The sequence below is a fragment of the Alteribacter keqinensis genome (genome assembly GCF_003710255.1).
Lineage (GTDB): Bacteria > Bacillota > Bacilli > Bacillales > Salisediminibacteriaceae > Alteribacter > Alteribacter keqinensis.
In genome coordinates, this window is record NZ_RHIB01000002.1 from 203,877 (window position 1) to 227,126 (window position 23,250).

Sequence of the window (23,250 nt, forward strand, 5' to 3'; positions counted from 1 at the left end):
TTCCTACATCATGCCCCCGCCTAGGAGGGAAAACATCTGATCCGCCTGGGCATTCGCCTTGGCCATTGCCCGTTCAAGAGCCGTAAACTCATTCCAGTACCGCTGTTCAACCTGCTGAAGCCGTCGCTCAAAATTCGAAATCCGGTCATCCATATTCATCATCTCGCGCCCGAGAGTGAACTGATGCATTGTGCGCCCTTCACGCCCGGCACGCTGGGTCACACGGTCAATTGCCGTATCGAGACTTCCCCGAAGGCGCCTTAAAACGCCATCTTCTGCCTGAGTTTCGCCGCTTCCCATAAACAGCTGATAAAGCCCCTCAGGATCAGATTCAATCGCCGCACGGAGCCGATCCTCACCGTTAAGCCGCTGCCCGTCCGGCATCGTCCGGCTGTTCGTATCCAGAACAATCTTCCCGCCGTCCATATAATCAGACGAACTCACAAGGCCGATCGACGCCAGGTCCTTAAACATCCCCGCCGCCTCATTTTGCACACTCGAGTATAAACTCATCCGCATGCCACTGAGAGCAGAGCTGAGAGCCGGATCACGCCTTAAAAGACCACTCATGGCCTTCTCTTCCCACATCTCCACCTCACGCTCGCTCATGGCACGGCGCTCCTCATCACTGAGAGGGTGATAATCCCGGAACCGCTCCTCCCGCAGAGACCCATTGATCGTATCCACAAGCTCATTGTATTCCTCAACGAAGGACATGATCTTTTCCATTATCTTATCCGTATCTGTCTGAGCCGTAATCGTCACCCGCTCATTCCCAACCGTCTCTCCCGTCAACTGATAGTTGATTCCGTTGATCGTGAAGTTGTTCGTTGTACGCTCGGTGGCATGACCGTTCAGGCTGAAACGGGAATTCTGTCCCTCCTGCCCGGCACCGGTCTCAAGCTGAGGGGGATCCTCAGTTCCGAACCCAAAACCGAACGCCTCCAACAGGGCACGGCCATTCGCAGACGTCGAAGGATCTCCATCCTCACCCTCAGCTGCCAGGCGGATCGCACTGCCGCTTCCGCTCTCGGTCATGGTCATAATCATCTGGGGAACCGCGCCTGCCGCCGCGCTCTGATCAAGATATGCATTCACCCCAAGATCCGACCGGTTCATTTTCGTTAACACCTGTGCGACCGTATCATTATCATTAACGTGAAACGAAACGGTTTCAAACTCTCCTCCCGGACGCTTCACATCAAGGGAAATCGTTGCCCGTCCGTCAACAAACTCAAGCCCTTCCCCGTCTCCCCACCAGTCTTTAACACGTTGATCCAAGACGTTTTCGTTTACGCCGGGATCATCCGCCCCTGTCGGGGTAATCCACGACGTGGCAGTGGCCAGCTGCTGGACCTGAAGCTGCACACTCGTATTAGGGGCATTTCCTACTGCCGTAGCTGTGGCCACACCTGTGTTTGAGCTGGAGACTGCTTTTTGTAAAAATGTACTCTGAAGCCCGAGACCCGTTGCCCGAAACGAATCACGAAGCTTTGTCATCTGCAGGTTCACGTCCCGGTAGGCATTCTGTTTCCATTCAAGAACCTGCCTGTCCTGCTGCATTTTATCCAAAGGAATCCGCTCAGCCTTCATCAGATCGTCGACAATCTGATGCGTATCAAGACCCGACGCCAACCCGCCAAATCGAAGCATCTCACTCATCGTCCCACACTCCCGTTCCTATTCTCTATCTCTTTTATCGGTGCGAGATAGAGATTTGTGAAGCCATTGATGAAACAAAAAAGAACCCGATTTCTCGAGCTCTGTCTTTAGTCAAATCTTTTCATCAATAATAATCCCGGCAAACTCCAGCATCGACGAAATCATGTCCAGAAACTCCTCAGGCGGAATCTCTTTAACTACTTCCTGTGTATTCCGATCTACAATTTTTACAAACATCCGGTCTAGTCCTTCGTGGAGCTGAAACTGGACACTTGTATTCTGTAAGTCTGACAGCTTGTTTACAGTATCCAGCTTTTCCGACAGCTCGTCCTTTGACCAGTTTTTTTTCTTTTCAACTGCTCTCTCTGACTCTGTCGTCCATCCCTGACGATTATTCTCGGCCCGATCTCCTTGAACCTTTGCAAAAAGGTCATTAACTGTCATCGAACCAACCGGCTTCACATCCATGTGAACCCCTCCCCGTATGTAATTGTATGCTTACACTTTATATATCGGGGTTCGGATCGATTTCTTTAGAAATTAGTGATAAATCAGTGAACGAGTACGTGGAGCTGCTTTTCAAGAGCAATCACTTCCGCCTTAAGCTTTTCCATTCTCTCTTGGAGCTCTCTTCTTTCATAATCAAAAATGAAAGATTCGGAACAAGTCTCCGCAATCGCTTTCATTTCATAGAGCCGGGACTCCATTTGAGCATAAATCTCGTCTTGCGTTTCAACCCAATCAAGCTGGTCTCTAAGAAATGCCTTCGTTTCTTTTATTTTCATAGATTGCCCCCTTCTAAATAGCTACCTCCCCATGCTGGTCACGCGTTCTTAATTCGAAAGTCTTAAAGTAGTCATTAATAAACAACAGGGGAAGCGATGGGACGGACCTGGTGCTTCCAATTCGTTTGTCTACTTGTAAAAGTGAACTGATAATCTTAATGGAATAGTAGAGAGGATTGAAAATAGGTTACAGTAATGATAAATGCCAACTCACAGAGCCATGAGCCATGCACCTTGTTAGTTTTTATTATTTGGAAGCAACAGGTCCGTCCCAGCGCTTCCTTAATACACTATTTTGAGATTTTATGTTACCTATGAATTCAGTGCATTTTCCCCGTACCATTACATACTACACATTTCTTTTTAGCAGCAGAGTTTCTGCTAGTTACATATTTAAATGCATCATAATAAGAAAATTGCCCACCATCAAATAGCTTATCAATCTGTTCGTCTACTCTTTTATACTTCAAATAATTAGTATCAAGAATATACCCATCAAAGCACTTACTACACTTATCAGAACTCAATTTGTTTACCTCCTAATAACCTTGTTAACCTTTTATATAAAAAGAGACCCCAGCCTAAGCTAGAGCCTCTCTTAAGTTGAATAATAAAATTATCCAAGTAATTGTAATACAGATTGTGGTTGTTGATTAGCTTGTGCAAGCATAGATTGTGAAGCTTGAGAAAGGATGTTAGAACGAGTCATTTCCATCATTTCAGCAGCCATATCAACGTCACGGATACGAGATTCTGCAGCTTGTAAGTTCTCAGCAGATGTACCTAAGTTGTTGATTGTGTGCTCTAAACGGTTTTGAACCGCACCAAGTTTAGAACGCTCAGCAGATACAGATTCGATTGCATCATTGATAGTTGTAATTGCAGCATCGGCAGCAGCTTGAGAAGAGATATCTATACCTTTATTTGCATCAAAAGTCGCTGCTGCGATAGGTTCACTAGCAAGAGATTCTGCATCAGCTGTTAAATCTTCCTCAGGGTCAGTTGCTACAGCTGATAAACCACTAACACTATTCAAGGCATCTAAAACATCTTGTTTAGTTGCAGAAATATCACCGGTTGTAGTAGCGGTTCCAGCCTCTTGAGCAAGCGTAATAGTAACAGAACCATCATCATTTAGAGTTGCTGTTGTTTCACTTACTGCATCGTTGTCATTATCAGTTGCTGCTACTACTTCTATGTTTACTGCTTCACCTGTTAAGTTCGTGACAGTAAAATCTCCAAAACTAGTTGCGTTTGCATCTTCAACTCCAACAACACCCAAAGCTTCTGCTCTCATATCATCAATAGAAAGAGATAGATTTTGGCCTCCATTTGCTCCGATGTGGAACTTATTATCTAAAGTACCATCTAAAAGATTCTGAGTATTAAATTCCGTATTGTTACCAATACGGCTAATCTCTTGTGAAAGTTGGTCAACTTCTTTTTGAAGTTCAGCGCGATCCTCATCAGTGTTTGTGTCGTTCGCTGATTGTACTGCTAACTCTCTCATTCGTTGAAGAATGTCGTGAGTTTCATTCAGCGCGCCTTCTGCAGTTTGAATCATAGAAATTCCATCTTGAGAATTACGAGTAGCTTGATCTAAACCATTAATTTGAGCACGCATTTTCTCAGAGATCGCTAGACCAGCTGCGTCATCTCCAGCACGATTAATACGAAGTCCTGAAGAAAGCTTCTCCATAGCGCTTTGATTCGCCTGCTGGTTAATCCCCATCTGACGGTGAGTGTTTAACGCTGAAATGTTGTTGTTGATAATCATAATAAAATTCCTCCTTGAGTTTTGGCTTCCGGTCACGTCCTTGTGAGTGGAAGTTTCGTTTGGTTGTTCACGAAGGAGAACGTCTGCAGCCGTCCTCTTTGTGAACTTGACACTTCTTATATCGGTCGAAGGTCCTCGGTGTTTAATTGTTTTTTGACATTTTTTTAAAATAAATTCGAAGATAAATAAATTGTGTAAATATTGTTTATTTTTGTAAAATTTATGTTGATTTGTAATTATTTATGTCATATTATGGATGTATGGTATATATTACCTACAACTTAATATAGGGAGATGATCCTGATGAGAGAAGTATATGCAGAAGAATACGAAGTAGGGTATCAGACGTTAGCGCTGTTACCACATGCAGACATGATCTATCAAGCAAAAGCCGTAGAATTGGATCGGACAGTTTATGTTGCCCAGCCTTGTATCAAGATTATTGAGTATGCCTGTTTAAGCGGAGGTTCATCATTTAACGGAAGAAGAGATGCTGTGTTGTTTCATACGGGGTTTCAGAAGAGGGTGCCTGTTCCTTTATCTGTTTCTCACCGCATTTGTGCCTTCCCAACACAGTCTCCTCACATCCATGAGTGTGCCTGGATATTTTCACAGCACCTGAAGAAAGTATCTGAAATAGAAGAAAAGGATTCGCCGCCAAAGCAAAAAAAGAAGCCCCACTCGAGGGTTCACTTTTCCACGGGGAAGCACCTGGATTTAAATGTGTCCAAGCATGTGCTGGACAAGCAAATGACAAGAGCGTCCCACTGCATGTCACTGTTTGCGAAACTGTAAAATTACAATTGTCACTAATAAAAAATAAAAAGGAGGGCGTAATCGGCCTCCTCAAATCCACATATCTATTAACGTTCACTATAGTGAACGTTTTTTCTTTAAAAAAAGGTTAGCGGTATGCGTCGACCCATCCGTTTCGAATGGATTTGACGAGGGCATCTGTGCGGTCATTGGCATTCATCTTTTTAAGCAGATGACTGATAATCGTGCTGATCGTTGAAGGCGCCAGGTAAAGTGACTGGGCAATCTGCAGATTATTGTTTCCTTCCAGCAGGAGCTGAAGAACATTCTGTTCGTTTTCAGATAGAATCTCCTGTACAATTTCTTTTTGAAGAATCAGCTTCTTAATCGGCTGTTCTCTTAATTTGATGCGTTCGATCTCAAGTATCAGCACTGAATGATAGGCCGGCTCCAAGAACAGTGCCTGTTCTTTCATATGCCTGAACACAAAAGTAGCGTTTTCTTTAAAATAGCGCAGTGACATAAAACCCTGGATATTGTTATTTATGTACGGAAACAGAGAAGCCGGGTTGTCTTCCACGCTTGCTACAATAATATTTGTATGAGCTTCTGATTCAATAAGTGCATGAAGTCTGCGTACGGTGGAGCGGTCATGGCTATGGGCGAGCACCACAATAAAATCGTAATGATTATCTATTCTAGGCAATGCTGAAAGGTGATCAAACTGACAGTCTGCATACTCATACGATAACTCTTCCATATCACTTGCGGTTAAATGTTGGTTTTGATCCAAAAACAGAACATTTGCTGTGATAGTTGGAGTGTTCGTCATTGTAATCATCATTTAGATCTCCTTTCTGTTACTTTATACCAATAGCTTATCAGTTATTTCGAAAATCCAACAAGATTCGATTGTCGTTTTTTGTTTGTGACTCTCATAGGTATTTTCTTGTTTTTTGGGGGTGTTTTATGATTTTTCACAATTAAACTAGTAATTTGTAAATTTACTCACACCTCAAATAGACCAAAAGAACTATTCACCGCCATTCCTCTGCCGTATCGTGAGTCTTAAGTCACTTCGATTTTAAACCGTGACCCTGAACCTAAGACTTATTAACCGAGTCGGATAATTTTTTCAACATTTCGACAGTGGTGAGTGCAGCGGCCTGGTTTTCGTTCTGTATGGCGTCGTAAATTTCCTTACGGTGAATATCGATATGGCGGGGGGCTTCGATCCCGAGCTTTACCTGATCCCCGTCAACAGCAATAATTTTCACTTCAATGTCGTCACTGACCTTGATTGACTCATTCAGCTTTCTTGAGAGGACCAGCATCGTTACCGGGCCTCCCTGTGTGCAGAGGTCTCTGTAAGAAACCGGTGCCGGGTATGGTACTTACCGTCCTGCAAAAGAACTTGTTTTCCTCTTTTTTCACGGTTGTTAATCACAATCGGTCCGCTTAAGTTGACCGTCGTCTCCTCAAAGGGATCCTTGACCGTAAGCACACCGAATATGGATACCTCTTCTTCATTCTTAATTTCCAGCTGCTCAATCGTACTGTCCGTTAATTCAACACGGTAATCAGAGAAAAATGGAAAAGGGTCTGCCATAACAAAGGCAAGTTCTGAGGTAGTTACGGATTGGAGAATGTAAAACGGGCTCGGTTCTGCGCTGAAAGGAAGCATTACAAATGAGCGCTCCTCTTCAAAGCTTGGAATCCCGTGGGGAAAATGAATAACCTGACTGTCATCCACTTCCACATCTCCTGAATATTTTGTTTTCAGCTGCAAGAAGATCACTCCAAAATTTAAGCATATGTCTATTTTAGAAAAAGTTACCTCAAAAGCCAATAGTAAATTACGAATTATTACGAAAATCTTACAAAATTCTATATTTTTTTGTAAAACAATAGCTAAACATGTCGATTAATTAAAGAAGGGACGACATCCATCGTGATAGATGGATTCTTTTTCATATACACATTAACCTCCCAGGGAGGAGCCGAAAGTTCGGGTTTTTGAATATGAAAGCGGATGGACGGATCCGGCCAGGCACTGTCCACTTTGATTTCAGAAGGCTGATAGGTGAACCGGACCCGGGACATGTTTTTTGGCATGTACCCAAGATTAATTTCTTTCGCCGGAGGATCACTGTGGTTTTTCGCCACCCGGGGGAGCATATTCACACCGTTTTCAATCGCTTTCAGCTGCTCCCCCTCCTGCGCCTTTTTGGCCGCGTACTGAAGAGCACGCTGTTTTCCGCCCGCTGACCATTCCGATGCCATCCGGAGTGGGCTTTTCAGGTTCGCATCGGCAAAGGCTTCGCTCTGATCAATAAACAGCTTTGACGCTGTTCGGCTGATCGATAAATTTCCGGCAAGCTTCTGGTCAATTTCCATCACAGCGTTATGCTGCCTGATCTGCATATGGGGGCGGGAGTGTGACATCCCGATCTGACCTTGCTCCGACTGAATTCGTATCTGGGAAATATCCATCGCAACCTCCTTTTTCCGGTGTTTAAAAAGGAGTGACCGGCAAAGACCGTTCCTTGTCTTTTTTCAGTCACTCCGCCTTTCCTATCGTAAAAAGTCCATTAATGACGGCTGCAGAATCCGGGCAGATGAAGCAAGGGCTGCCCGGTGGACGTTTTCCTGAGACATGAGCTGGGATATGACCCTTTCCATATCTGCATCCTCATTATCCGACAGCACCCGCTTTGCGATGACTTCCTGCTCCCGCACACGGTCTTCCATCATTTCAATCCGGTTCTGTCTGGCACCAAGCTCGGCCCTTTCATTGACCACCCGTTCAAGCTGATGGTCAACGGTATCGATAAACTTGGTCAGTTCAGGTCCTTTAACGCCAGGGTCCCGGAGGGCTTTTTCAAGCTGAATCAGATCTCCAAAAAAGTCCGACGAAAACACCGCGGAAGGATCAATGTTGACAGGCATGTTCACGCCCTTTAACAGCTCTATTTCTACTTTACTGTTGTTTGTCGACACAGATGCGTCCGCGGAGATGACGATCTCTCTTTCTGACATCTCCCTTGTTTCCTGCGTCACATTCTCATCAGCATCCGTTGCCGTCCACTGCCGTTCAATCGTTGTTTCTTCAGGGAAGCCGCTGAGTACAATCCGGTCTCCGTTTGCACTTTCAAACACGATATCCTCCCCGTCTTCATCCTCAATGCGGTCGTACCGCACGCCGTGATGGGTAATATGATACTCGTGAGCCGTTTCTTCACCTTCAACCCAGTTTTGGAAGCCTCCACTGTCAAGGCCTACATCAAGAAGGTCGTCCCGGACCGGTTCGTTCGTTGTGTTCGTCCCGTTAAAGATGTATTTCCCGTTGGACTTTGTGTTGGCCAGAGACTGCAGGTGCTTTCGGAGTTCCTCCACTTCTTTTGCAATGTTATCTCTCTGGGTTCCTTCATAGGTATCATTGGAAGCCTGCACGGTCAGTTCCCGGACCCGGTGGAGGGAGTGGGCCACTTTATCAAGAGTAGCGTCAGAGTTATCCATCCAGTTGTTCACTTCACCGAGGTTTCGTTTGAACTGCTCAATTTCTGTTACCTGGGTGCGGTAGCGCATCCCGTTCATGGCGACCACTGGGTCTTCCGATGCACGTGAGATTTTCTTTCCTGTGGCAAGCTGGTTTTGCAGTGTATGGAGCTGCTGGTAGCTCTGGCTTAGGTGGCGGAGTGAATTGTTTGAAAGCATTGATTGTGTTACGCGCATCGTTTACACCCTTTTCTCATCATTATGTAAAGTGACTCCAAATAAACTTAAGGTTGGCAGTATCAATGAAATTCAGCTTCGTTGAACGGAATACACTCCCTTTCCGCGGACTCGCGACGAGCCTCCTCAGGGATTTGCCCTTGCGGGGTCTCGTCTGTCTCGCACTTCCGCAGGGGTCTCGCGTATTCCGTTCAACTACGCTCCTCTTCAAACACAGGATAAGGACAGGCTTTGGACTCATCACCAAACATGTGCTTTGGTGTAAGACAGATGTTAATTTACGCTCACCCCACTTCCCTCGGGTGGATTGACCCTCTTCCTCTAACATTTCATATCAAAACAGTCTTTTACTATCGTCCAACCACGCCCATGCCGTTAATAATCCGATCGAGCATTTCATCAATGGTGGTCATGTTTCTTGCAGCTGCATTATAAGCATGCTGAAATTTAATCAGGTTCGTCATTTCCTCATCAAGTGACACGCCGCTTATGGACTGTCTGCGGTCGTCCACCGATTCCCGGAGCTGATCGGTGTTCCGGCTCATCCGTTCTGCTTCATTCGTACTTACAGCCAGGGCTCCGATTACACCCTGGTAGAAGCTTTGCACATTCGTTGTTGAATCCCCGAAGTTAAGAGGATTGTCCTTCACATTGGCCAGTGCCAGGGCATTGCTTCCGTCACCGCTGAACGCTTCTCCGCCGGTCACGGTCGCAGCCGCAATTTTGTCCAGATCACCTAAAATATCATCCGTTACTTTTAACCCTAAGGCAGCGCCTTTTACATTCCCAGCTGAAATGTTCAATCCGCCGGCAAAATCAAAAAACGCAATTGATTCCTCTCCGTTCGCCATTTCATACAGGCTCATGCCGCTTTCATGCACGTCGTTAAAGGCGGATGTAAAAGCGTACACCATCTGGTCAATACTCTGCATCATCTCAGGAATGAGCCCGAACTCCTCGCCGTCCGCAAGATAACCGTGGGTTTCGATGGAACCTTTCAGCTTCCCGTAGGAATTAAATTCTTCGGGGTCAAAGGTTTCGCCGCCGACAGAAATACCGTCAATTAGTCCGCTGTCCTCGTCGTAGGAGAGTTCAAACCGGGCGGCTTCAAGAGATCGCCCGTTAACAAGGGTAACCCCCATATCCTGACCGTGTTCGTTTAAAAGTTTGATTGTATAACGTCCAGCCGCATTTTCCTTTGCCATCCCGCCGCTGCTTACCTGTTCGACGCTGATGTTCACGTACTCACTGAGCTCGTCAACCAGGTTGTCTCTTGCATCATACAGGTCGTTGGCCAGGTATCCGTGAGGTTCGACGCTTGCAATTTGCTGGTTCACGTTGTTGATCTGATCGAGAAGGGAATTGACCCGGGTATTTTCAACACCAAGCTGGTTTTTATAGTCGCGCTGAACAGCTTCAAGGGATTGTGCCGTATAGTTGAACGTCTCTGCAAGGGCGATCCCGTTCTGCCTTACTACACTTCTCGCTCCTGAATCCTCGGGGTACACGCTCAGATCCTGAAGGGACTGCCAGAAGCGGTCCATTGTCTGGGCAATGCCGTCTTCCGTAGGCTCATTCATGATGTCTTCGATCTTTTCAAGAGCCGTGTGCCGCGCGCTCCAGTATCCGTGCTTGTTGTTTTCCTTACGATACTGCAGATCGAGAAACGACTCCCGGATGCGTTCAATTTCTCCGGCTTTTACACCGGTGCCCAGCTGGCCAGGAATGCTCGGTTTATTGAATCCGGGATTGGGAAATGCTTCTGTCGGGGTAAAGTTCACCCGCTGCCTTGAATACCCCTGCGTGTTCGCATTGGCAATGTTATGCCCCGTCGTATGTATCGCTGACTGCTGGGTATTGATCGCCCGCCGTGCCGTCTCCAGCCCGTGAAAAGTAGACATGTCTGGTTCCTCCTTGATGGTTATGAGGCCACTGAAAAAGTAAAAAACCGAACTTTTTCAGTGCCTTCGGTTACGCTTTTGAATCAAATATCGATCGTCTTTCTTCGGTGTGGGAATGCCCGGTGTCAGGCCGGCTGTAATTCTCGGACCGATTCGGCTGAAACACATCGAGGGACATGTTCACAAAACGTAAAGACTCTTCGATCAGCTGCTCATTCAGATCGTTTTGCTCTTTCCACATCGTAATCTGCTCAAGCAGTCTCGTCTGCCAGAGGGTAAGCTCTTTTTGCTCCTCGTCATCTAAATAAGGGATGATTTCCTCCACCGTTACGTTTTCTTTTACAAGCCCTTGTGTTTCAAGCCAGACGGATGTGGCACGCTGACGCTTTTCCTCAAGCTTCTTAAGCTGATGGATACACGCCGTTTCCTGTTTCATAATCTTCTCCAGGTCTTCAATCTGCCCTTTTCTCACCGCTTCGGTCTTTTCTTTTGCCAGCTCGTTAAAAAGCTGATGAAGCTGGGTTAATTCCTTTAACACTGCCGTAAGAACCACACCGTTCACCTCCCGTTAGTCCGTCCAGAAATCATACATCCTTCTCGCTGTTTCCTTCACATTCACTTCGTACGTTCCGTTTTCAACACGTTCTTTAATTTCCTGAACCTTCTCGGCCCGCACTTTCGCTGCCGCCGTACCCTCCTGCATTTTCTTCGCCTCAGATGAAATCTGCACCTCATCTTTACGGTTGTTCACCGGGGACTTCCCGTTGTTCGGCCCGCCCTGTTGCTGACGGTACATATTTAACGACTGCATCGGATTAATTTTCACTGCAAACACCTCCACAACACCATTGTCTCTCCATTATATCGGCTTACGGGCACCGTTTGTTTACTCTTTTTTATCAACTCGAATCGAATGATACGTGGCGGAACGGTTTTGCCGCGCCTCTTTACGCTTCTGAAAAGCCGATTCCTGTGCTGAGCGGTCCAATCCCGAGCGGAGTTCCCCCTTGCACGAAGAGCAAATTCGTCCCTCCCGTATATATGAACCGCACTTCTCACAGGCGTAAGCGAGATTCGGAAACTGAGCTAAATGAAGCCGGCCCTCCCGGATAAACTGCGTAATCTGGGTTTCCTCAACCCCTGTCGCTTCCGTCACCTCATGCATCGCCGCCGTTCTGTTCTCACGCTTCCTGATAAACATATATACTTTCTCAAACATCATTTCCACTTCATGATGGCAACCTTCACACACCGTCCTCAGACTTTTCACAAACAACCGGTCACATTTCGGACAATTACTCAACTCAGGCATACACGTCTCCCCCTCTTTGCCTTTTATATCGGACAGAGAAGAAGAATGTTTAAGCCCTTGCAAGCGTGACACCCATGACGCTTTTCGCCCCGTTCTCATAAAGAAGTCTCGCCGCACTACGGATCGTCGCCCCCGTCGTGTAAATGTCGTCCACAATGACGATCGTTTTTCCAACTGCACCGGGTAAAATGCGGAACTGCTCTTCGGCCGCGGCAATCCGCTCCTCTCTCGAGCGCTTGCTCTGCTTCCCGGAAGACAGGCTTCTCTCCAGCAGGGGAACCGGTTTGAGCCTTCCGGCAAGAAGAGTCGCCTGGTTAAATCCCCTTTCATAATGACCCTCGTCGTTTAAAGGGATGGAAGTCACTATACTCCCCGGATGTACAGCCCGGGCAATTCGTTCTGAAAAAGCTTCAGCAAGAGCAGCATCTCCTCTGTACTTAAACCGGGCAATCACTTCTTTTAAAAACGGGTTGTATTCATAGAGGGCACGGTTCGTAAATTCACGGCAGGACCAGAACGGATCCTCATTCCATGCAGCACAGTCGTCACACTGTGAAAATTCCGGCTTACTGCACGTCCGGCAGGCATTACCAAAGTCGATCGGAGCAAGCTTACTGTCGCATCTCTCGCAGAATCTCCCGAGAGGAGATTCACCGAGAAATGCCGCCCAGCTCATCGGTTCACTGTATGTTTCACCACACCAGAGGCAGTGTTCCGTTTCAGCCAGAAGATCGCGCACCTTCATTTTATGACCTCCACTCTGTTCATCATGAGAATCTGATTTTTCGCTTTTACCATCGCTCTTGTTTTTCCGTCGTGAAAGAAGATTACATCTCCGGTCGGTTCATCCGGACTCCGCCCGGCCCTGCCGGCAATCTGGACGAGAGCCGATTCTGTAAATACGTGATCATCGGCACCAAGAACTCCCACCTGGACACCTTTCACGGTCACTCCTCTTTCTAGGATCGTGGTGGTAAGGAGAAGCCTGGTTTTTCCTTCACGAAACGTGAGCACTTTTTCAGCGCGCTGATCATCTTCCGAGTAGACCCCATCGGTTTCAGGGAATTTCTCCTGAAGATATGGAAGTACAAGGGTGAGAATCCGGATGCTCGGGACAAACAAAAATACTTGTTTTCTTTCCCCCAGAACGGTTTCAAGCCAGTGTTCAAGGTTGCAGGGAACTTTTCCTTTAACTGCTTTTTTACGCCACCCGGCTGCCCAGCGATACTCGGGAACAGGAAGAGGGTGACCGTGATAGCGGCGGGGAACTTTGATTGCCGGAAGCTTTTGGGACGCGGCTATGTTTTGCATCGTTTGATCGGGGGTGGCTGTGACGTAGGCTGTGAGGGTGTCGGGTTTTGCTGCCCTCCGGACAGCGTAGCGGAGTTTCGGGTCGGAGTCATATGGAAAGGCGTCCACTTCGTCGATGATCGTAAAGTCAAAGGCGTGATGAAACCGGAGAAGCTGGTGGGTTGTGCTGATGGTGATATGTGCGTTTTTGTAGCGGTCTTCGGAACCGCCGTAAAGAGCGGCGATACTTGTTTTCGGAAATGCCTGTCTGATGCGGGGCTCCAGCTCCCGGACTACGTCGGATCTGGGTGTGGCGATAAGAACGCGGTAGTTTTTCTTTAGGGATTCGAGGATTGCCTCGAACAGCATTTCTGTTTTCCCTGCGCCACAGACCGCCCAGATGAGGCATTCTTTCTTGTTTGAGTTTAAGGCGTTTGTAAGGAAGCGGGCGGCTCTTTCCTGGGCCGGCGAAAGGGTTCCGGTCCAGCCGAGGGTATGGTTTTGGACAGGTGGGGCTGTTAGTGATGAGCCTATAGCGTAAACAGCGCACGAGCTGACCCGTCCCATCGTGACACAGCTTCGGCAGTACGTGCACGTTTGTTTACAGCGAAAACAGTGGTAGGAGGCGAACAGGTGCAGGGTTGCATTGCCACAACGGGTGCAGTGATTTTTAGAGGTCAGGGCGGGTTCATAACGGATATAGCCGTTGGCGTAGTGCTCGTGAATTGTGTTGAGGTCGGTGCAGGGGAGAATTTCGTCCATAAGAAGGCGCCGGCCGTTGAGAATGTTTATGAGTGTTTCATCAGGTTTGAAGTCGGGATTAACAGGTGGTTTGAAGATACGGTTGATATCCGGGAGACGCTTGAAGTCGGAGGGTGGCGAAGCTGAAAGTTGTTCCGGGACAGGGAAATGGTTGTCCTGCGGAATTGTGACGTGTGGCGGAAGGAGTGCTTGGTCTGTTTTGGTTGTGTGAAAACGCACGTTAAAGTGGGCACCTCGTTTCTTTTGCCTAAAGTTTAGCAGGTGCTGAAGAAAGTGTCGAAGAGAGAAAAAGTGGTTTTGTGCTGGTTTAACGTGATGAATTTTCCGGTGATACGTGAAGGTACGGTGGCGGTAGGGTATAAATCAATACAATTAAAAAACACCCCGTCCAAAAACGAACGGGGTGATGATTTTATACTAAGTTTGCTTTTACCCAGCCTACACCGAGGCTTCCTTCACCGAGGTGAGTTCCTATGACAGGGCCAAAGTAGCTTACATAAACGCTGGCGGTCGGGTATTTTTCCCGGAGTTCCCCTGCAATTTCTTCAGCTTTTTCCGGACGGTTCGCGTGGATGACGGTAATGTCCAGCGGTTCTCCGGATGCGGCGTCCTCATCAAGTAAATCCTTAATGCGGGTGAGAGCCCTTTTCGCTGTGCGCACTTTTTCAAACGGAACGATCACTTTATTTTCAAAGTGAAGAACCGGTTTGATCTGAAGGAGACTTCCCACCACAAGCTGGGCGCCGTTTAAGCGTCCGCCGCGATGGAGGTGGCTCAAGTCGTCAGCCATAAAGTAGGCGCGCATGTTGTCCTTCATCAATTCAAGGTAAGCAAGGATTTCATGAACGGATTTGCCTTCCCCGGCCATCCTGGAGGCCGCGAGAGCAAAGAACCCCTGGGGCATGCAGCTAATTTCAGAGTCGAACACATGAACGTCAATGTTTTCAGTCATATTTGCAGCGCTCACCGCTGTCTGGTATGTACCGCTGATGCCGCTTGAAAGAGTAATCACAATAATGTCATCGTGGTCCTGAGCGAGTCGCTGGTAGGTTTCTTCAAACAATCCGATCGATGGCTGGGACGTTTTCGGCAGCATGTCTTTCGATTTCATCTCTTCGTAGAACTGTTCGGTGGTGATTTCGAGTTCTTCTTTGTACTCTTCTTCACCGAACACTACGTTAAGAGGGATCATTTCAATGTTATGTTCTTGGCGTATGTCTTTTGGCAGGTAGGAGGTACTGTCTGTCAGTACAGCGATTTTACTCATAAGTGTCCTCTCTTTCGCTAATCTCTATTTTATGCGCGTTCGATATCTTCTACTTCAAATAGTATCAATATTTATGGGGTATTGTCTATTGTATTCGATTCGCCTGTCATATTCCGACATCACAGCATTAGTTGATATATGTTTTAAGGTTCAGAAAATGGTGGATTAAGCCGAAGTGCCCTTCGCTTTCCGCGGAGGTGTCGCCGAGCCTTTGCAGGGTCTCGACAGTGCCCCCAACAACCGCCGGGAGTTTCGGCCACTTCGGCTTCATCACGATCTTTTAGAAAGAAACATCCTATTTAAAAGACTATTGATGCTTATAGTGAATCGGGAGCATTACACCGTCTTCCTAAACTTGTTGCCATAACTTTGAGTGAGCGCTTGGTCAAGCTACATGAAAATAGGCATGCAGTCTTTTTTCAGCTGATTTATCCTGTTCCTCTGTTTTTTCAGCGCAAAGTACTGAGTTAAACAGAATACGAGAGACTACTGCGGAAGTACAAGACAGAGAAGACCGCTGAAATAGTCAAAGTGCGATAATAACGTCACAAGATCAAATTGCAGCAAAAAATGGGCTTTGATTATGCGCTAAAGGTCTTTTTAAAAAATAGTGTTGATTGGAGCGAATGCGCGACACTCCTGCGGGAGGAGCGAGTTCCGTGGAGACCCCGGAAGCGCAAAGCGCTGAGGAGGCTCCCGAACCGCCCGCGGAAAGGGAGCGCAATGAGCGGAAGTCAACACGCAACTCCTCTAAGAAAATGACTTTTTAAGCGGCTCGCAGTAAAGAGAATTCCATTAACAAAACAAAGACGGCGCACAGTGCGCCGCCGTTAATTATGGAACTGGTATGTGAGACAAACGTTAATTAACTTTCACCCAGCCGTTTTTGATGGCATCCACAACTGCCTGGGTACGGTCATTCATGCTCATTTTCTGAAGGATGTTACTCACATGGTTTTTAACCGTTTTTTCACTGATATATAACGATTCACCAATGGCACGGTTACTCTTTCCGTCCGTCATAAGCTGAAGCACCTCGCACTCACGACGGGTAAGAAGGTGAAGCGGTCTGCGGTACTCGACCTCACGGAAGCCAATCTCCGCCTCTTCCTTATCGTCATTGGCAAGACGGCGGTATTCGTTGATCAGGTTGTGCGTTACTTTCGGGTGAATGTACGCTCCGCCATCAGCTACAACTTTCACAGCCTCGATCAAAGCGTCTGTATCCATTTCTTTAAGCAGGTAGCCGTCTGCTCCTGTTTTGAGAACGTGGGTGACATAAGTTTCATCGTCGTGAATCGACAGGATCAGAACTTTTACATCGGGAAAGGTTTCTACAAGACTCTTCGTTGCCTCCACACCATTTACATTCGGCATGTTAATATCCATTAACACAACGTCCGGTTGATGTTCGCGAACGAGGTCCAGAGCGGCGTCGCCATCGCTTCCTTCAGCGACGATATCAAAGGATTTCTCCATCGCAAGGATACGCTTGACTCCTTCGCGGAATAGTTGGTGATCGTCAATGATAATGATTTTAATGTTATCTCTTTCGCTCATACCATTTCTCCTCCTTCAGGCCATACTCCCTGAAAATAATAATCATTCTGGTTCTGTTTTTTTGTCTCTTTTAGTAATATCGACTGTATTTTTACTTATATGAACAAGTCCATAGTCGCAAAAACATCCCTCTTGATGCCTGTTACTTGCTGGATATAGGGATTTGGACCATGATTAAAGTCCCTTTTCCGGGTTGTGAATCAAGCGTAAGCTGGCCATCAAGCATGTTCACCCGTTCTTTCATTCCTAAAAGACCGAAAGAACCTTCTTTCTTTACATCAGGATTAAATCCTTTTCCGTCGTCTTTAATAATTGCCAGTGCCCGGGTTGGTTTCAGTTCAATCTTAACCATTACCTGCTCTGGCTCAGCATGTTTATAGGCGTTTTGTACGGACTCCTGGATGAAACGGAAAATGGCCACTTCCATTTCAGACGGCAGGCGGATTTCTCTTCCGATGTTCCTGAATGAAATATTCAGCCCGCTGTGCTCCTGAAAATTCTTCAAATACTTGGAGATCGTCGGAACGAGTCCCAGGTCATCCAGCGCCATCGGACGGAGGTCGTAAATGATCCTTCGTACTTCGGCCAGGGACGACTTCACCATCTTACGGAGGTCGCGGATCTCTTTCATGGCCTCATCGATGCCATGCTCTGCATAAACCCGCTCAACCAGCTCGGAACGAAGCATCACATTTGCCATCATCTGGGCCGGTCCGTCATGAATTTCACGGGAGAGACGCTTGCGCTCCTCTTCCTGTGCTTCAATGATTTTCAAACCGAATTTCTGCATTTCCTTCGCATCAGCAACCATTTCGCTGATGTTCTGAAGGTCTCCGGTTAAATAATGAATAACCACATTAATCTGGGCAACGAGCGTTTCCGCTTTCTCGATGGTGCCTTTAAGCTTCATCAGGCGTCGTTCGATGTTGTCACGTCTCTCCCGGAGAAGCTTCTCTTCCTGCCGGAGTACCGCAAGCTGCACCTGATAATCGTTGGCCAGTTCGTATGCTTCTTTTACTTCCGTATCGCTGTAGTTGGCAAAATGCTTACTCACCTCAGCGAGACGGTTTCGTGCAAAGCGGGAATGAAGTTCCATACGTTCTGTTTTTTCAATCAGGTTGATCACTTTATTTTGTACATCTGTGAGCTCCGCTTTAAGCTCTTCATATTCGTTTCTTGAATGTTCACCGATGTCAAAGATCTCTTCTTTGCTCCTGCCGACTGTTTCCATCATGGCGTCCAGGATGTCATCCAGCCGTTCGGTCATTGGTTTTTCTTTTCCCTGCTTTTCCATCGGCTACACCTCCCTCACACCAGCACCCTTAGGCCTAATGCTTTGGAATCCCCTTTGTACAACATTTCGACATCAGCCATGCATTTATGGGGATGAAAATTCCTATTTAAGGGAAAAGCATTTTCAGATGGAGAAAGGCAATCTTACTCCTGCAACCAGAATTATGCTTATAAGACCGGCAGCTTGACACCTTTCCATTTCCATCTTACCCTAAAACTATCGTTTCAGGACGGCTTTGTCGTGCTTTTTGAGATTTTTTCACGTTCTGTAACATTCCTTTAATATGTGTCCAGATACTGACATGTTTCGCACGTCTGGAACACCTCAAGTCAGGAGAGAACGTCATGCTCAAATCATATTATACAATAAAAGGATACGGCGAACACGAAATCACCATCCAAAAGTCACGTTTTATTGCCTACGTTGACCGCGTAACTACAGAAGAAGAAGCCCAGGCATTCATTGAACGAATCAAAAAGCAGCACTGGAATGCCAATCACAACTGCTCTGCCTATATGATCGGCGAGCGGGATCAGATCCAAAAGGCGAACGATGACGGAGAGCCGAGCGGAACTGCCGGAGTCCCGATACTTGAAGTTTTAAAAAAACGTCAGCTTAAAGACACCGTGGTTGTGATTACCCGGTACTTCGGAGGCATCAAGCTCGGTGCCGGTGGATTAATCCGTGCCTACAGCTCGTCGACATCGGAAGGGTTAAATGAAACAGGCATCGTCGAGCGAAAACTGATGCAGGTATATAAAACATCCATTGACTACACCCAGCTCGGAAAAGTGGAAAATGAGCTCCGGGGCTCGGTGTTTCCGATTAAAGAGATTCATTACCTTGAAAAAGTAACCGTTGAAACCTATGTAAACAGCGGGGACGAAGCCCTTTTTGAAGAAAAAATGACAAACCTCACAAGCGGTCAGTGCACATTCGAAAAAGGCGAAGAAGTCTATCTTGAAGTGGATGTTTAACGTATAAAGAAAAGGCATGCGGTCTTTTGCGGCCGAGTTATCCAGTCCTCTGATTTTTACAGTGCATTGTGCGAAGTTGAACGGAATACGCGACACTCCTGCGGAAGCACGAGACAGACGAGACCCCGCATTGGCATAGGAGACCACTGATCAAGTCAAAGTCCGAAGGTTCTAGTTGCAACATAAAATGGGATTTGATTTTTTGATGTGCTAAAGGTCATTCTCGTTTTTAAAAAGAGTGTTGATTGGAGCGAAAGCGCGACACTCCTGCGGGAAAAGCGAGTTCAGGGGAGACCCCGCAGACGCAAAGCGTCGAGGAGGCTCCTGAACCGCCCGCGGAAAGGGAGCGCAATGAGCGGAAATCAACACCTACCTTTTCTAAGCCAATTTTAAAGTAAGTGGACATTTTTAAGTGGCCTCGGTAAAGCCCTGAGGAGGCTCAGCGCGAGTCCGCAGAAAGGGAGCGTATTCCGTTCAACGAAGCTGAGTTTCAATTCTTTTTCCTGGTAACCTGTAAAATAAATAATAGATCGAAAGAAAACAGCGGTGCGCCCCCGATAAGGGTCACACCGCTGTTTCTATGAAACCGGCAAATGAAGAACGAGCTCCTCTTTGCTTTTATGAAGATAGCCCCCCTGCTTCTGCAGCACCTTTTTTGCAATGTCCGTGTAAAACTGCATTTCCTCGTCATCTGAAAAAGAAGCGGTCTGATAAGCATGACGGATTTTCAGCTGAACCTCATCACTTTCCGACTTTTCGAAAGACAGACAGATCTTTCCCGCCCCTTTAAGGTAATCGATGCACTTTTTTAATAGAAAAAACACAGCGATACAGACGGAGTCAGGTTCCATCTTAAGCTGTATTTCTTCCACTTCCGGAAAGCGCCAGATCACATAGGGAACCGCTTCGGGCAGCTGCACATTTAATTTCTCCTGAAGAATCCGGATAAAGGACTCGACGGTGATCCCTGTCGCTTTCAGTTCCCCAAAGTTATTGATTTTCAAAAAGTCATTCACATGGGCTTTGCCCTTGAGCAGTTCTTTCTCCGCAAGCTCGATCAACCTGCGATCATTGCGGCTTTCGGTGTTTCGTTTCAGCATTTGAAGCGTCCCGTAAACCGGGGTCATTACATTAAGCATTTCATGAGCACGCCTCATGGACAAAAGACGGACGAGTTTTTCCGAGTGAGTCGGTTCTTGTCTTTCTTCGTCTGATTTAAGGTAGATCACACCAATCCATCCGCTGCTTTCATCATTCTCCTGTATTTTTGAAAGGTGAAATAGACGCTCAGGCAATCCGGGGGGATTTAATGCGAAAATCTGTGCGCCACTCTCGTTAACTTTGTTAAAATACATGCCCAGTTCGGTGGAGTAAATATTTACTCCCCTCGCAATCCCTTGGGAGACACGAAGGGACTCATCCGCAAACTGAACGAATTGGATTGTTCCAAACTGATCCGTGATAAACACTCCGCATCTAATATTTCCCGAAGACCCTGAAGTGATCACATTTGAAATCACATGAGTGTTCATCAAGCATTCCCCCTGTCACAACCTTTTTTCATATCATAATAATTCGACAAAAGCGAATTCACCTCCTACTAAAGGAGGTGAAATTATTTTAGTTTTTTTACGAAATATAAGAAAGACCACAATTAATTTGTCTGAAAGACCTATGAAATGTCTGATTTTGCAAAAAAAACGCACTAAAGGGTAATCCAAACCACCGGAAAATACCGCCGGCAGCGCCTACGGTCTATCCCAAATCTGTTATTCCAGACTGGCCCAGAACTCATTCACTTTATCAACCACTTCTCCGCTTCCGGCTCCTTCCACCATCATAACCAAAAGAAGATCGCGCTCTTCAACATCTACGCTGGCATACCAGCCGATTCTGTCTCCATCCACATCATCCTGTGAATCTTTGATTTCAGCCGTTCCCGTTTTCCCCGCAAGGGAGCGGCTGTGCCCCGGATTACTCCGGTAGGCTGTTCCATTCGGATCCTCAACGACCGCAACCATTGAATCAAGAACCGTGGAAGCCGTCTCTTCTGAAATAACCGATTCACTAAAATACGCCGGATCTTCGTCCTGGAACAGGACCGGCTGAACAATACTTCCCTCATTAACGAACATCGTATAAAGAGAAGCCAGATGAACCGGGTTCATTTGTACCTCCCCCTGCCCGTAGCCCGTGTCAGCAAGCAATGCGCTGTTGCCAAGTCCTTCATTGGAAAGGTTCGAAACATAAATAGGATATTCAAAAGGATAATTCCCGCCGAATCCAAACCGCTCCGTCCACGCTTCCATTTTTTCCTCACCTATCTCCAGCGCCTGCATGGCAAAGTAAATATTATCGGAATACTTCATCCCCGCTTCCAAATCAACAATGTCAACGTCATCATTCACCCGCGTAATCTGGTGATTTCCCCAGTCAGATCCCTCAGGCTGCCACTGCTCACCTGTAATTGTAAATTGCTCTTCGGGATCCAGGGTTCCCTCTTCAAGACCGATCGCTGCTGTTAGCGGTTTAAACACAGAACCGGGCGAAAAGCGGAAATTATACCGGTTCAACGTTTGCTCTTCCTCAATTGACGTTGTTCGTAAATATAACTCACCAGGGTTGTAATCCGGCTTACTCACCATAGCCAAGACCTCACCTGACACAGGATCCATCACGACCCCGGCACCCATCTCATCTCCCATTGCATCATGAAGCTTTTCCTGCAATTCCATATCAATCGTTAAGAACAGATCTTCCCCATTCTCCGCTTCCGTCCGCTGAAGGACTTCACGCTGGTTTCCTTCCCCGTCCACAATGTTTACCTGCGATCCTACTTTACCTCTCAAGGTTTCCTCGTAGGCATTCTCAAGACCGCGCCGTCCGTAATAGCTGTTGCCATGATACCCCGGCCAATCGTTCTTTTCCAGAAAATCGGCTGTTGCGATGGCAAGGTGTCCTGTCAGGTGAGCCGTCAGCGACCCGTATCCATATTCACGCCCGGTATATTCACGGACCAGTACCCCCGGAATCTGGGCTTCCAGAACCTCGTCAATGAAGGCATGACCATTAGGAACATTCATCACCGGCGCATGCCACTCCGGATTCTCTTCGTAACCTGCCACCAGCTCAAGGATCCGTTCCTCATCAAGACCGATAATGTCAGAAAGCTCCTCCGCTTCGGCATCAAGGTCTTCAATATCCTGAAACACGAATCCGATACTCATATATGTCCCATTCACCGCCAGACTCTCACCATTCCCGGCAAAAATCTGCCCTCTCGTATCAGGCGCTTCCGTCGTCACTTCCACACTGTCCGAGAACGCCTGCATCCCCATAAACAAATGACCGGCCTTCCAGTCGATCCTCCATTCCTCACCGTCTTCTCCTTCTTCTTTCAAAAGCGTCACATCCGTGTCGTAGTCAAAAGAACCAATCACCGTTTCCATTCCCACCTGGACCGGATAGGTGATCTCTTCAAGCTCTCCGAGATCCACTTCCTCTTCCTCAAAATCACGCCCGGTAAAGCTAACATCAAGTTCTGTCACACCGAGTTCTTCATAAAGCTCCTCATATTTATCAGAAAAAGAAAGCTCTTCCCCCGTAATTGCAGAAGCAGATGCTTCCGTTAACAGATTCTCCATCCCGGCATAATCACCGCTCTCCCATGAAGAAAGATAGTCTTCCAGTGTTTCCTCCGGATTCGGATCCTCCCCCGAACACCCTGCAAGCAGGACAAACCCTGCCCCTAAACCTATGTATAATGACTTTCGAATCATTTCGCGATCTCCCCCTCTGTTATATAGACGAAAGACATATGAACCAAGATTCATATTCTATTACCATTGCTATCATATTTCACCTTATTTTGTAAACCTGGGAGATTTATATGGCATTAATAGATAATATTCTGCAAAAATAAGCTCATTTAGACACCTAAATGCTGAATTTATCAAAAAAAGTCGGATAGTAATACCATTCCGTATATGGTACTTTTTATGGAAATAGATAAAGGAGGGGGAAGCAGGGAGCTTGAAGAATGTCGAATGGGGTTCACCCATCAGTGTTGCATGTCTGGGAATCTTTTTAATCGGACTGGCAATGCTGCTGGACACAATTTGGAAATATTTTCTCAGTTTCGGTTGAGAGGTAAAAGATGAGGAGTTGATTTT

Annotated in this window: 24 protein-coding genes; 3 read left to right on the forward strand and 21 right to left on the reverse strand. The window is 46.8% G+C overall.

What is annotated here, in order from left to right; genetic code table 11:
* Positions 1-3 precede the first annotated feature (3 nt).
* The 5 genes from EBO34_RS12590 to EBO34_RS12610 all read right to left on the reverse strand — a co-directional run bounded on the left by EBO34_RS12590 (position 4) and on the right by EBO34_RS12610 (position 4,224).
* Positions 4-1,662 carry a flagellar hook-associated protein 2 gene (locus EBO34_RS12590; protein WP_122899072.1) on the reverse strand — a complete coding sequence of 553 codons (1,659 nt, stop codon included), beginning with the start codon at positions 1,660-1,662 and terminating at the stop codon, positions 4-6.
* A gap of 111 nt (positions 1,663-1,773) precedes the next feature.
* Positions 1,774-2,130, reverse strand: a complete 357-nt coding sequence (locus EBO34_RS12595; protein WP_122899075.1) for a flagellar protein FlaG — start codon at positions 2,128-2,130, stop codon at positions 1,774-1,776.
* 83 nt (positions 2,131-2,213) lie between these two features.
* Positions 2,214-2,447, reverse strand: a complete 234-nt coding sequence (locus tag EBO34_RS12600) for a hypothetical protein (RefSeq protein ID WP_122899077.1) — start codon at positions 2,445-2,447, stop codon at positions 2,214-2,216.
* Positions 2,448-2,767: 320 nt separating this feature from the next.
* Positions 2,768-2,974, reverse strand: a complete 207-nt coding sequence (locus tag EBO34_RS12605) for a hypothetical protein (RefSeq protein ID WP_122899079.1) — start codon at positions 2,972-2,974, stop codon at positions 2,768-2,770.
* Between the two features lie 89 nt (positions 2,975-3,063).
* Positions 3,064-4,224, reverse strand: a complete 1,161-nt coding sequence (locus EBO34_RS12610; RefSeq protein ID WP_122899081.1) for a flagellin N-terminal helical domain-containing protein — start codon at positions 4,222-4,224, stop codon at positions 3,064-3,066.
* 303 nt (positions 4,225-4,527) lie between these two features.
* Between EBO34_RS12610 and EBO34_RS12615 the strand changes: the two genes are divergently transcribed.
* Positions 4,528-5,019, forward strand: coding sequence for a competence protein ComK (locus tag EBO34_RS12615; protein WP_183163857.1), 492 nt, complete (start codon positions 4,528-4,530; stop codon positions 5,017-5,019).
* 109 nt (positions 5,020-5,128) lie between these two features.
* Here EBO34_RS12615 and EBO34_RS12620 read toward each other — a convergent pair whose 3' ends face one another.
* The 11 genes from EBO34_RS12620 to EBO34_RS12670 all read right to left on the reverse strand — a co-directional run bounded on the left by EBO34_RS12620 (position 5,129) and on the right by EBO34_RS12670 (position 13,971).
* A complete protein-coding gene (locus EBO34_RS12620) occupies positions 5,129-5,824 on the reverse strand; it encodes a helix-turn-helix transcriptional regulator (protein WP_122899085.1) in 696 nt (231 codons plus the stop codon).
* 259 nt (positions 5,825-6,083) lie between these two features.
* Entirely contained in the window at positions 6,084-6,314 is a 231-nt protein-coding gene (gene csrA / locus EBO34_RS12625) for a carbon storage regulator CsrA (protein WP_122899087.1), read from the reverse strand.
* Positions 6,315-6,316: 2 nt separating this feature from the next.
* Positions 6,317-6,769, reverse strand: a complete 453-nt coding sequence (gene fliW / locus EBO34_RS12630) for a flagellar assembly protein FliW (RefSeq protein ID WP_122899089.1) — start codon at positions 6,767-6,769, stop codon at positions 6,317-6,319.
* Between the two features lie 122 nt (positions 6,770-6,891).
* On the reverse strand, positions 6,892-7,473 hold the full coding sequence (locus tag EBO34_RS12635; RefSeq protein ID WP_122899091.1) for a DUF6470 family protein: 582 nt from the start codon (positions 7,471-7,473) through the stop codon (positions 6,892-6,894).
* 81 nt (positions 7,474-7,554) lie between these two features.
* Positions 7,555-8,715 (reverse strand): flagellar hook-associated protein FlgL, encoded by a 1,161-nt coding sequence (gene flgL, locus EBO34_RS12640; RefSeq protein WP_122899093.1) that lies wholly within the window; start codon positions 8,713-8,715, stop codon positions 7,555-7,557.
* Between the two features lie 350 nt (positions 8,716-9,065).
* Positions 9,066-10,616 carry a flagellar hook-associated protein FlgK gene (gene flgK / locus EBO34_RS12645; RefSeq protein ID WP_122899095.1) on the reverse strand — a complete coding sequence of 517 codons (1,551 nt, stop codon included), beginning with the start codon at positions 10,614-10,616 and terminating at the stop codon, positions 9,066-9,068.
* A 70-nt stretch (positions 10,617-10,686) separates the two neighbouring features.
* Positions 10,687-11,169: a flagellar protein FlgN gene (locus EBO34_RS12650; RefSeq protein ID WP_183163858.1), complete on the reverse strand. Its 483-nt coding sequence runs from the start codon at positions 11,167-11,169 to the stop codon at positions 10,687-10,689.
* A 15-nt stretch (positions 11,170-11,184) separates the two neighbouring features.
* On the reverse strand, positions 11,185-11,442 hold the full coding sequence (flgM, locus tag EBO34_RS12655; protein ID WP_122899099.1) for a flagellar biosynthesis anti-sigma factor FlgM: 258 nt from the start codon (positions 11,440-11,442) through the stop codon (positions 11,185-11,187).
* Positions 11,443-11,502: 60 nt separating this feature from the next.
* Positions 11,503-11,928 (reverse strand): TIGR03826 family flagellar region protein, encoded by a 426-nt coding sequence (locus EBO34_RS12660; protein ID WP_122899101.1) that lies wholly within the window; start codon positions 11,926-11,928, stop codon positions 11,503-11,505.
* 49 nt (positions 11,929-11,977) lie between these two features.
* Entirely contained in the window at positions 11,978-12,673 is a 696-nt protein-coding gene (locus EBO34_RS12665) for a ComF family protein (RefSeq protein WP_122899103.1), read from the reverse strand.
* On the reverse strand, positions 12,670-13,971 hold the full coding sequence (locus EBO34_RS12670) for an ATP-dependent helicase ComFA (RefSeq protein ID WP_488154029.1): 1,302 nt from the start codon (positions 13,969-13,971) through the stop codon (positions 12,670-12,672). Before EBO34_RS12670 ends, EBO34_RS12665 begins: the two co-directional genes overlap by 4 nt.
* Between EBO34_RS12670 and EBO34_RS20925 the strand changes: the two genes are divergently transcribed.
* Positions 13,852-14,106 carry a hypothetical protein gene (locus EBO34_RS20925; protein ID WP_249414085.1) on the forward strand — a complete coding sequence of 85 codons (255 nt, stop codon included), beginning with the start codon at positions 13,852-13,854 and terminating at the stop codon, positions 14,104-14,106. The genes EBO34_RS12670 and EBO34_RS20925 overlap by 120 nt on opposite strands.
* Positions 14,107-14,392: 286 nt before the next feature.
* Here the strand turns inward: EBO34_RS20925 and EBO34_RS12675 are convergent, their stop codons facing one another.
* From EBO34_RS12675 to EBO34_RS12685, 3 genes are all read right to left on the reverse strand, one after another.
* Positions 14,393-15,247: a DegV family protein gene (locus tag EBO34_RS12675; RefSeq protein ID WP_122899105.1), complete on the reverse strand. Its 855-nt coding sequence runs from the start codon at positions 15,245-15,247 to the stop codon at positions 14,393-14,395.
* 861 nt (positions 15,248-16,108) lie between these two features.
* Positions 16,109-16,807, reverse strand: a complete 699-nt coding sequence (locus EBO34_RS12680; RefSeq protein ID WP_122899107.1) for a response regulator — start codon at positions 16,805-16,807, stop codon at positions 16,109-16,111.
* Between the two features lie 142 nt (positions 16,808-16,949).
* Positions 16,950-18,101, reverse strand: a complete 1,152-nt coding sequence (locus EBO34_RS12685; RefSeq protein ID WP_249414086.1) for a sensor histidine kinase — start codon at positions 18,099-18,101, stop codon at positions 16,950-16,952.
* 344 nt (positions 18,102-18,445) lie between these two features.
* Here EBO34_RS12685 and EBO34_RS12690 point away from each other — a divergent pair, with 344 nt between their 5' ends.
* Positions 18,446-19,078: a YigZ family protein gene (locus tag EBO34_RS12690; protein WP_122899109.1), complete on the forward strand. Its 633-nt coding sequence runs from the start codon at positions 18,446-18,448 to the stop codon at positions 19,076-19,078.
* A 578-nt stretch (positions 19,079-19,656) separates the two neighbouring features.
* Here the strand turns inward: EBO34_RS12690 and EBO34_RS12695 are convergent.
* Positions 19,657-20,610, reverse strand: a complete 954-nt coding sequence (locus tag EBO34_RS12695) for a nitrogen regulation protein NR(II) (protein ID WP_122899111.1) — start codon at positions 20,608-20,610, stop codon at positions 19,657-19,659.
* 237 nt (positions 20,611-20,847) lie between these two features.
* Complete coding sequence (locus tag EBO34_RS12700) at positions 20,848-22,857, reverse strand: penicillin-binding transpeptidase domain-containing protein (RefSeq protein ID WP_183163859.1); 2,010 nt, start codon at positions 22,855-22,857, stop codon at positions 20,848-20,850.
* Between the last annotated feature and the right edge of the window lie 393 nt (positions 22,858-23,250).

Coding starts and splice junctions, on each gene's coding strand:
- EBO34_RS12610 (WP_122899081.1), bottom strand. CDS start 4,224: ATGATTATCAACAACAACATTTCAGCGTTAAACACTCACCGTCAGATG.
- EBO34_RS12695 (WP_122899111.1), bottom strand. CDS start 20,610: ATGAACACTCATGTGATTTCAAATGTGATCACTTCAGGGTCTTCGGGA.
- EBO34_RS12700 (WP_183163859.1), bottom strand. CDS start 22,857: ATGATTCGAAAGTCATTATACATAGGTTTAGGGGCAGGGTTTGTCCTG.
- EBO34_RS12595 (WP_122899075.1), bottom strand. CDS start 2,130: ATGGATGTGAAGCCGGTTGGTTCGATGACAGTTAATGACCTTTTTGCA.
- csrA (WP_122899087.1), bottom strand. CDS start 6,314: ATGCTGGTCCTCTCAAGAAAGCTGAATGAGTCAATCAAGGTCAGTGAC.
- EBO34_RS12675 (WP_122899105.1), bottom strand. CDS start 15,247: ATGAGTAAAATCGCTGTACTGACAGACAGTACCTCCTACCTGCCAAAA.
- EBO34_RS12685 (WP_249414086.1), bottom strand. CDS start 18,101: ATGGAAAAGCAGGGAAAAGAAAAACCAATGACCGAACGGCTGGATGAC.
- EBO34_RS12665 (WP_122899103.1), bottom strand. CDS start 12,673: ATGAAGGTGCGCGATCTTCTGGCTGAAACGGAACACTGCCTCTGGTGT.
- EBO34_RS12680 (WP_122899107.1), bottom strand. CDS start 16,807: ATGAGCGAAAGAGATAACATTAAAATCATTATCATTGACGATCACCAA.
- EBO34_RS12590 (WP_122899072.1), bottom strand. CDS start 1,662: ATGAGTGAGATGCTTCGATTTGGCGGGTTGGCGTCGGGTCTTGATACG.
- EBO34_RS12615 (WP_183163857.1), top strand. CDS start 4,528: ATGAGAGAAGTATATGCAGAAGAATACGAAGTAGGGTATCAGACGTTA.
- EBO34_RS12620 (WP_122899085.1), bottom strand. CDS start 5,824: ATGATGATTACAATGACGAACACTCCAACTATCACAGCAAATGTTCTG.
- flgL (WP_122899093.1), bottom strand. CDS start 8,715: ATGCGCGTAACACAATCAATGCTTTCAAACAATTCACTCCGCCACCTA.
- EBO34_RS12635 (WP_122899091.1), bottom strand. CDS start 7,473: ATGGATATTTCCCAGATACGAATTCAGTCGGAGCAAGGTCAGATCGGG.
- flgK (WP_122899095.1), bottom strand. CDS start 10,616: ATGTCTACTTTTCACGGGCTGGAGACGGCACGGCGGGCGATCAATACC.
- EBO34_RS12660 (WP_122899101.1), bottom strand. CDS start 11,928: ATGCCTGAGTTGAGTAATTGTCCGAAATGTGACCGGTTGTTTGTGAAA.
- EBO34_RS12690 (WP_122899109.1), top strand. CDS start 18,446: ATGCTCAAATCATATTATACAATAAAAGGATACGGCGAACACGAAATC.
- EBO34_RS12600 (WP_122899077.1), bottom strand. CDS start 2,447: ATGAAAATAAAAGAAACGAAGGCATTTCTTAGAGACCAGCTTGATTGG.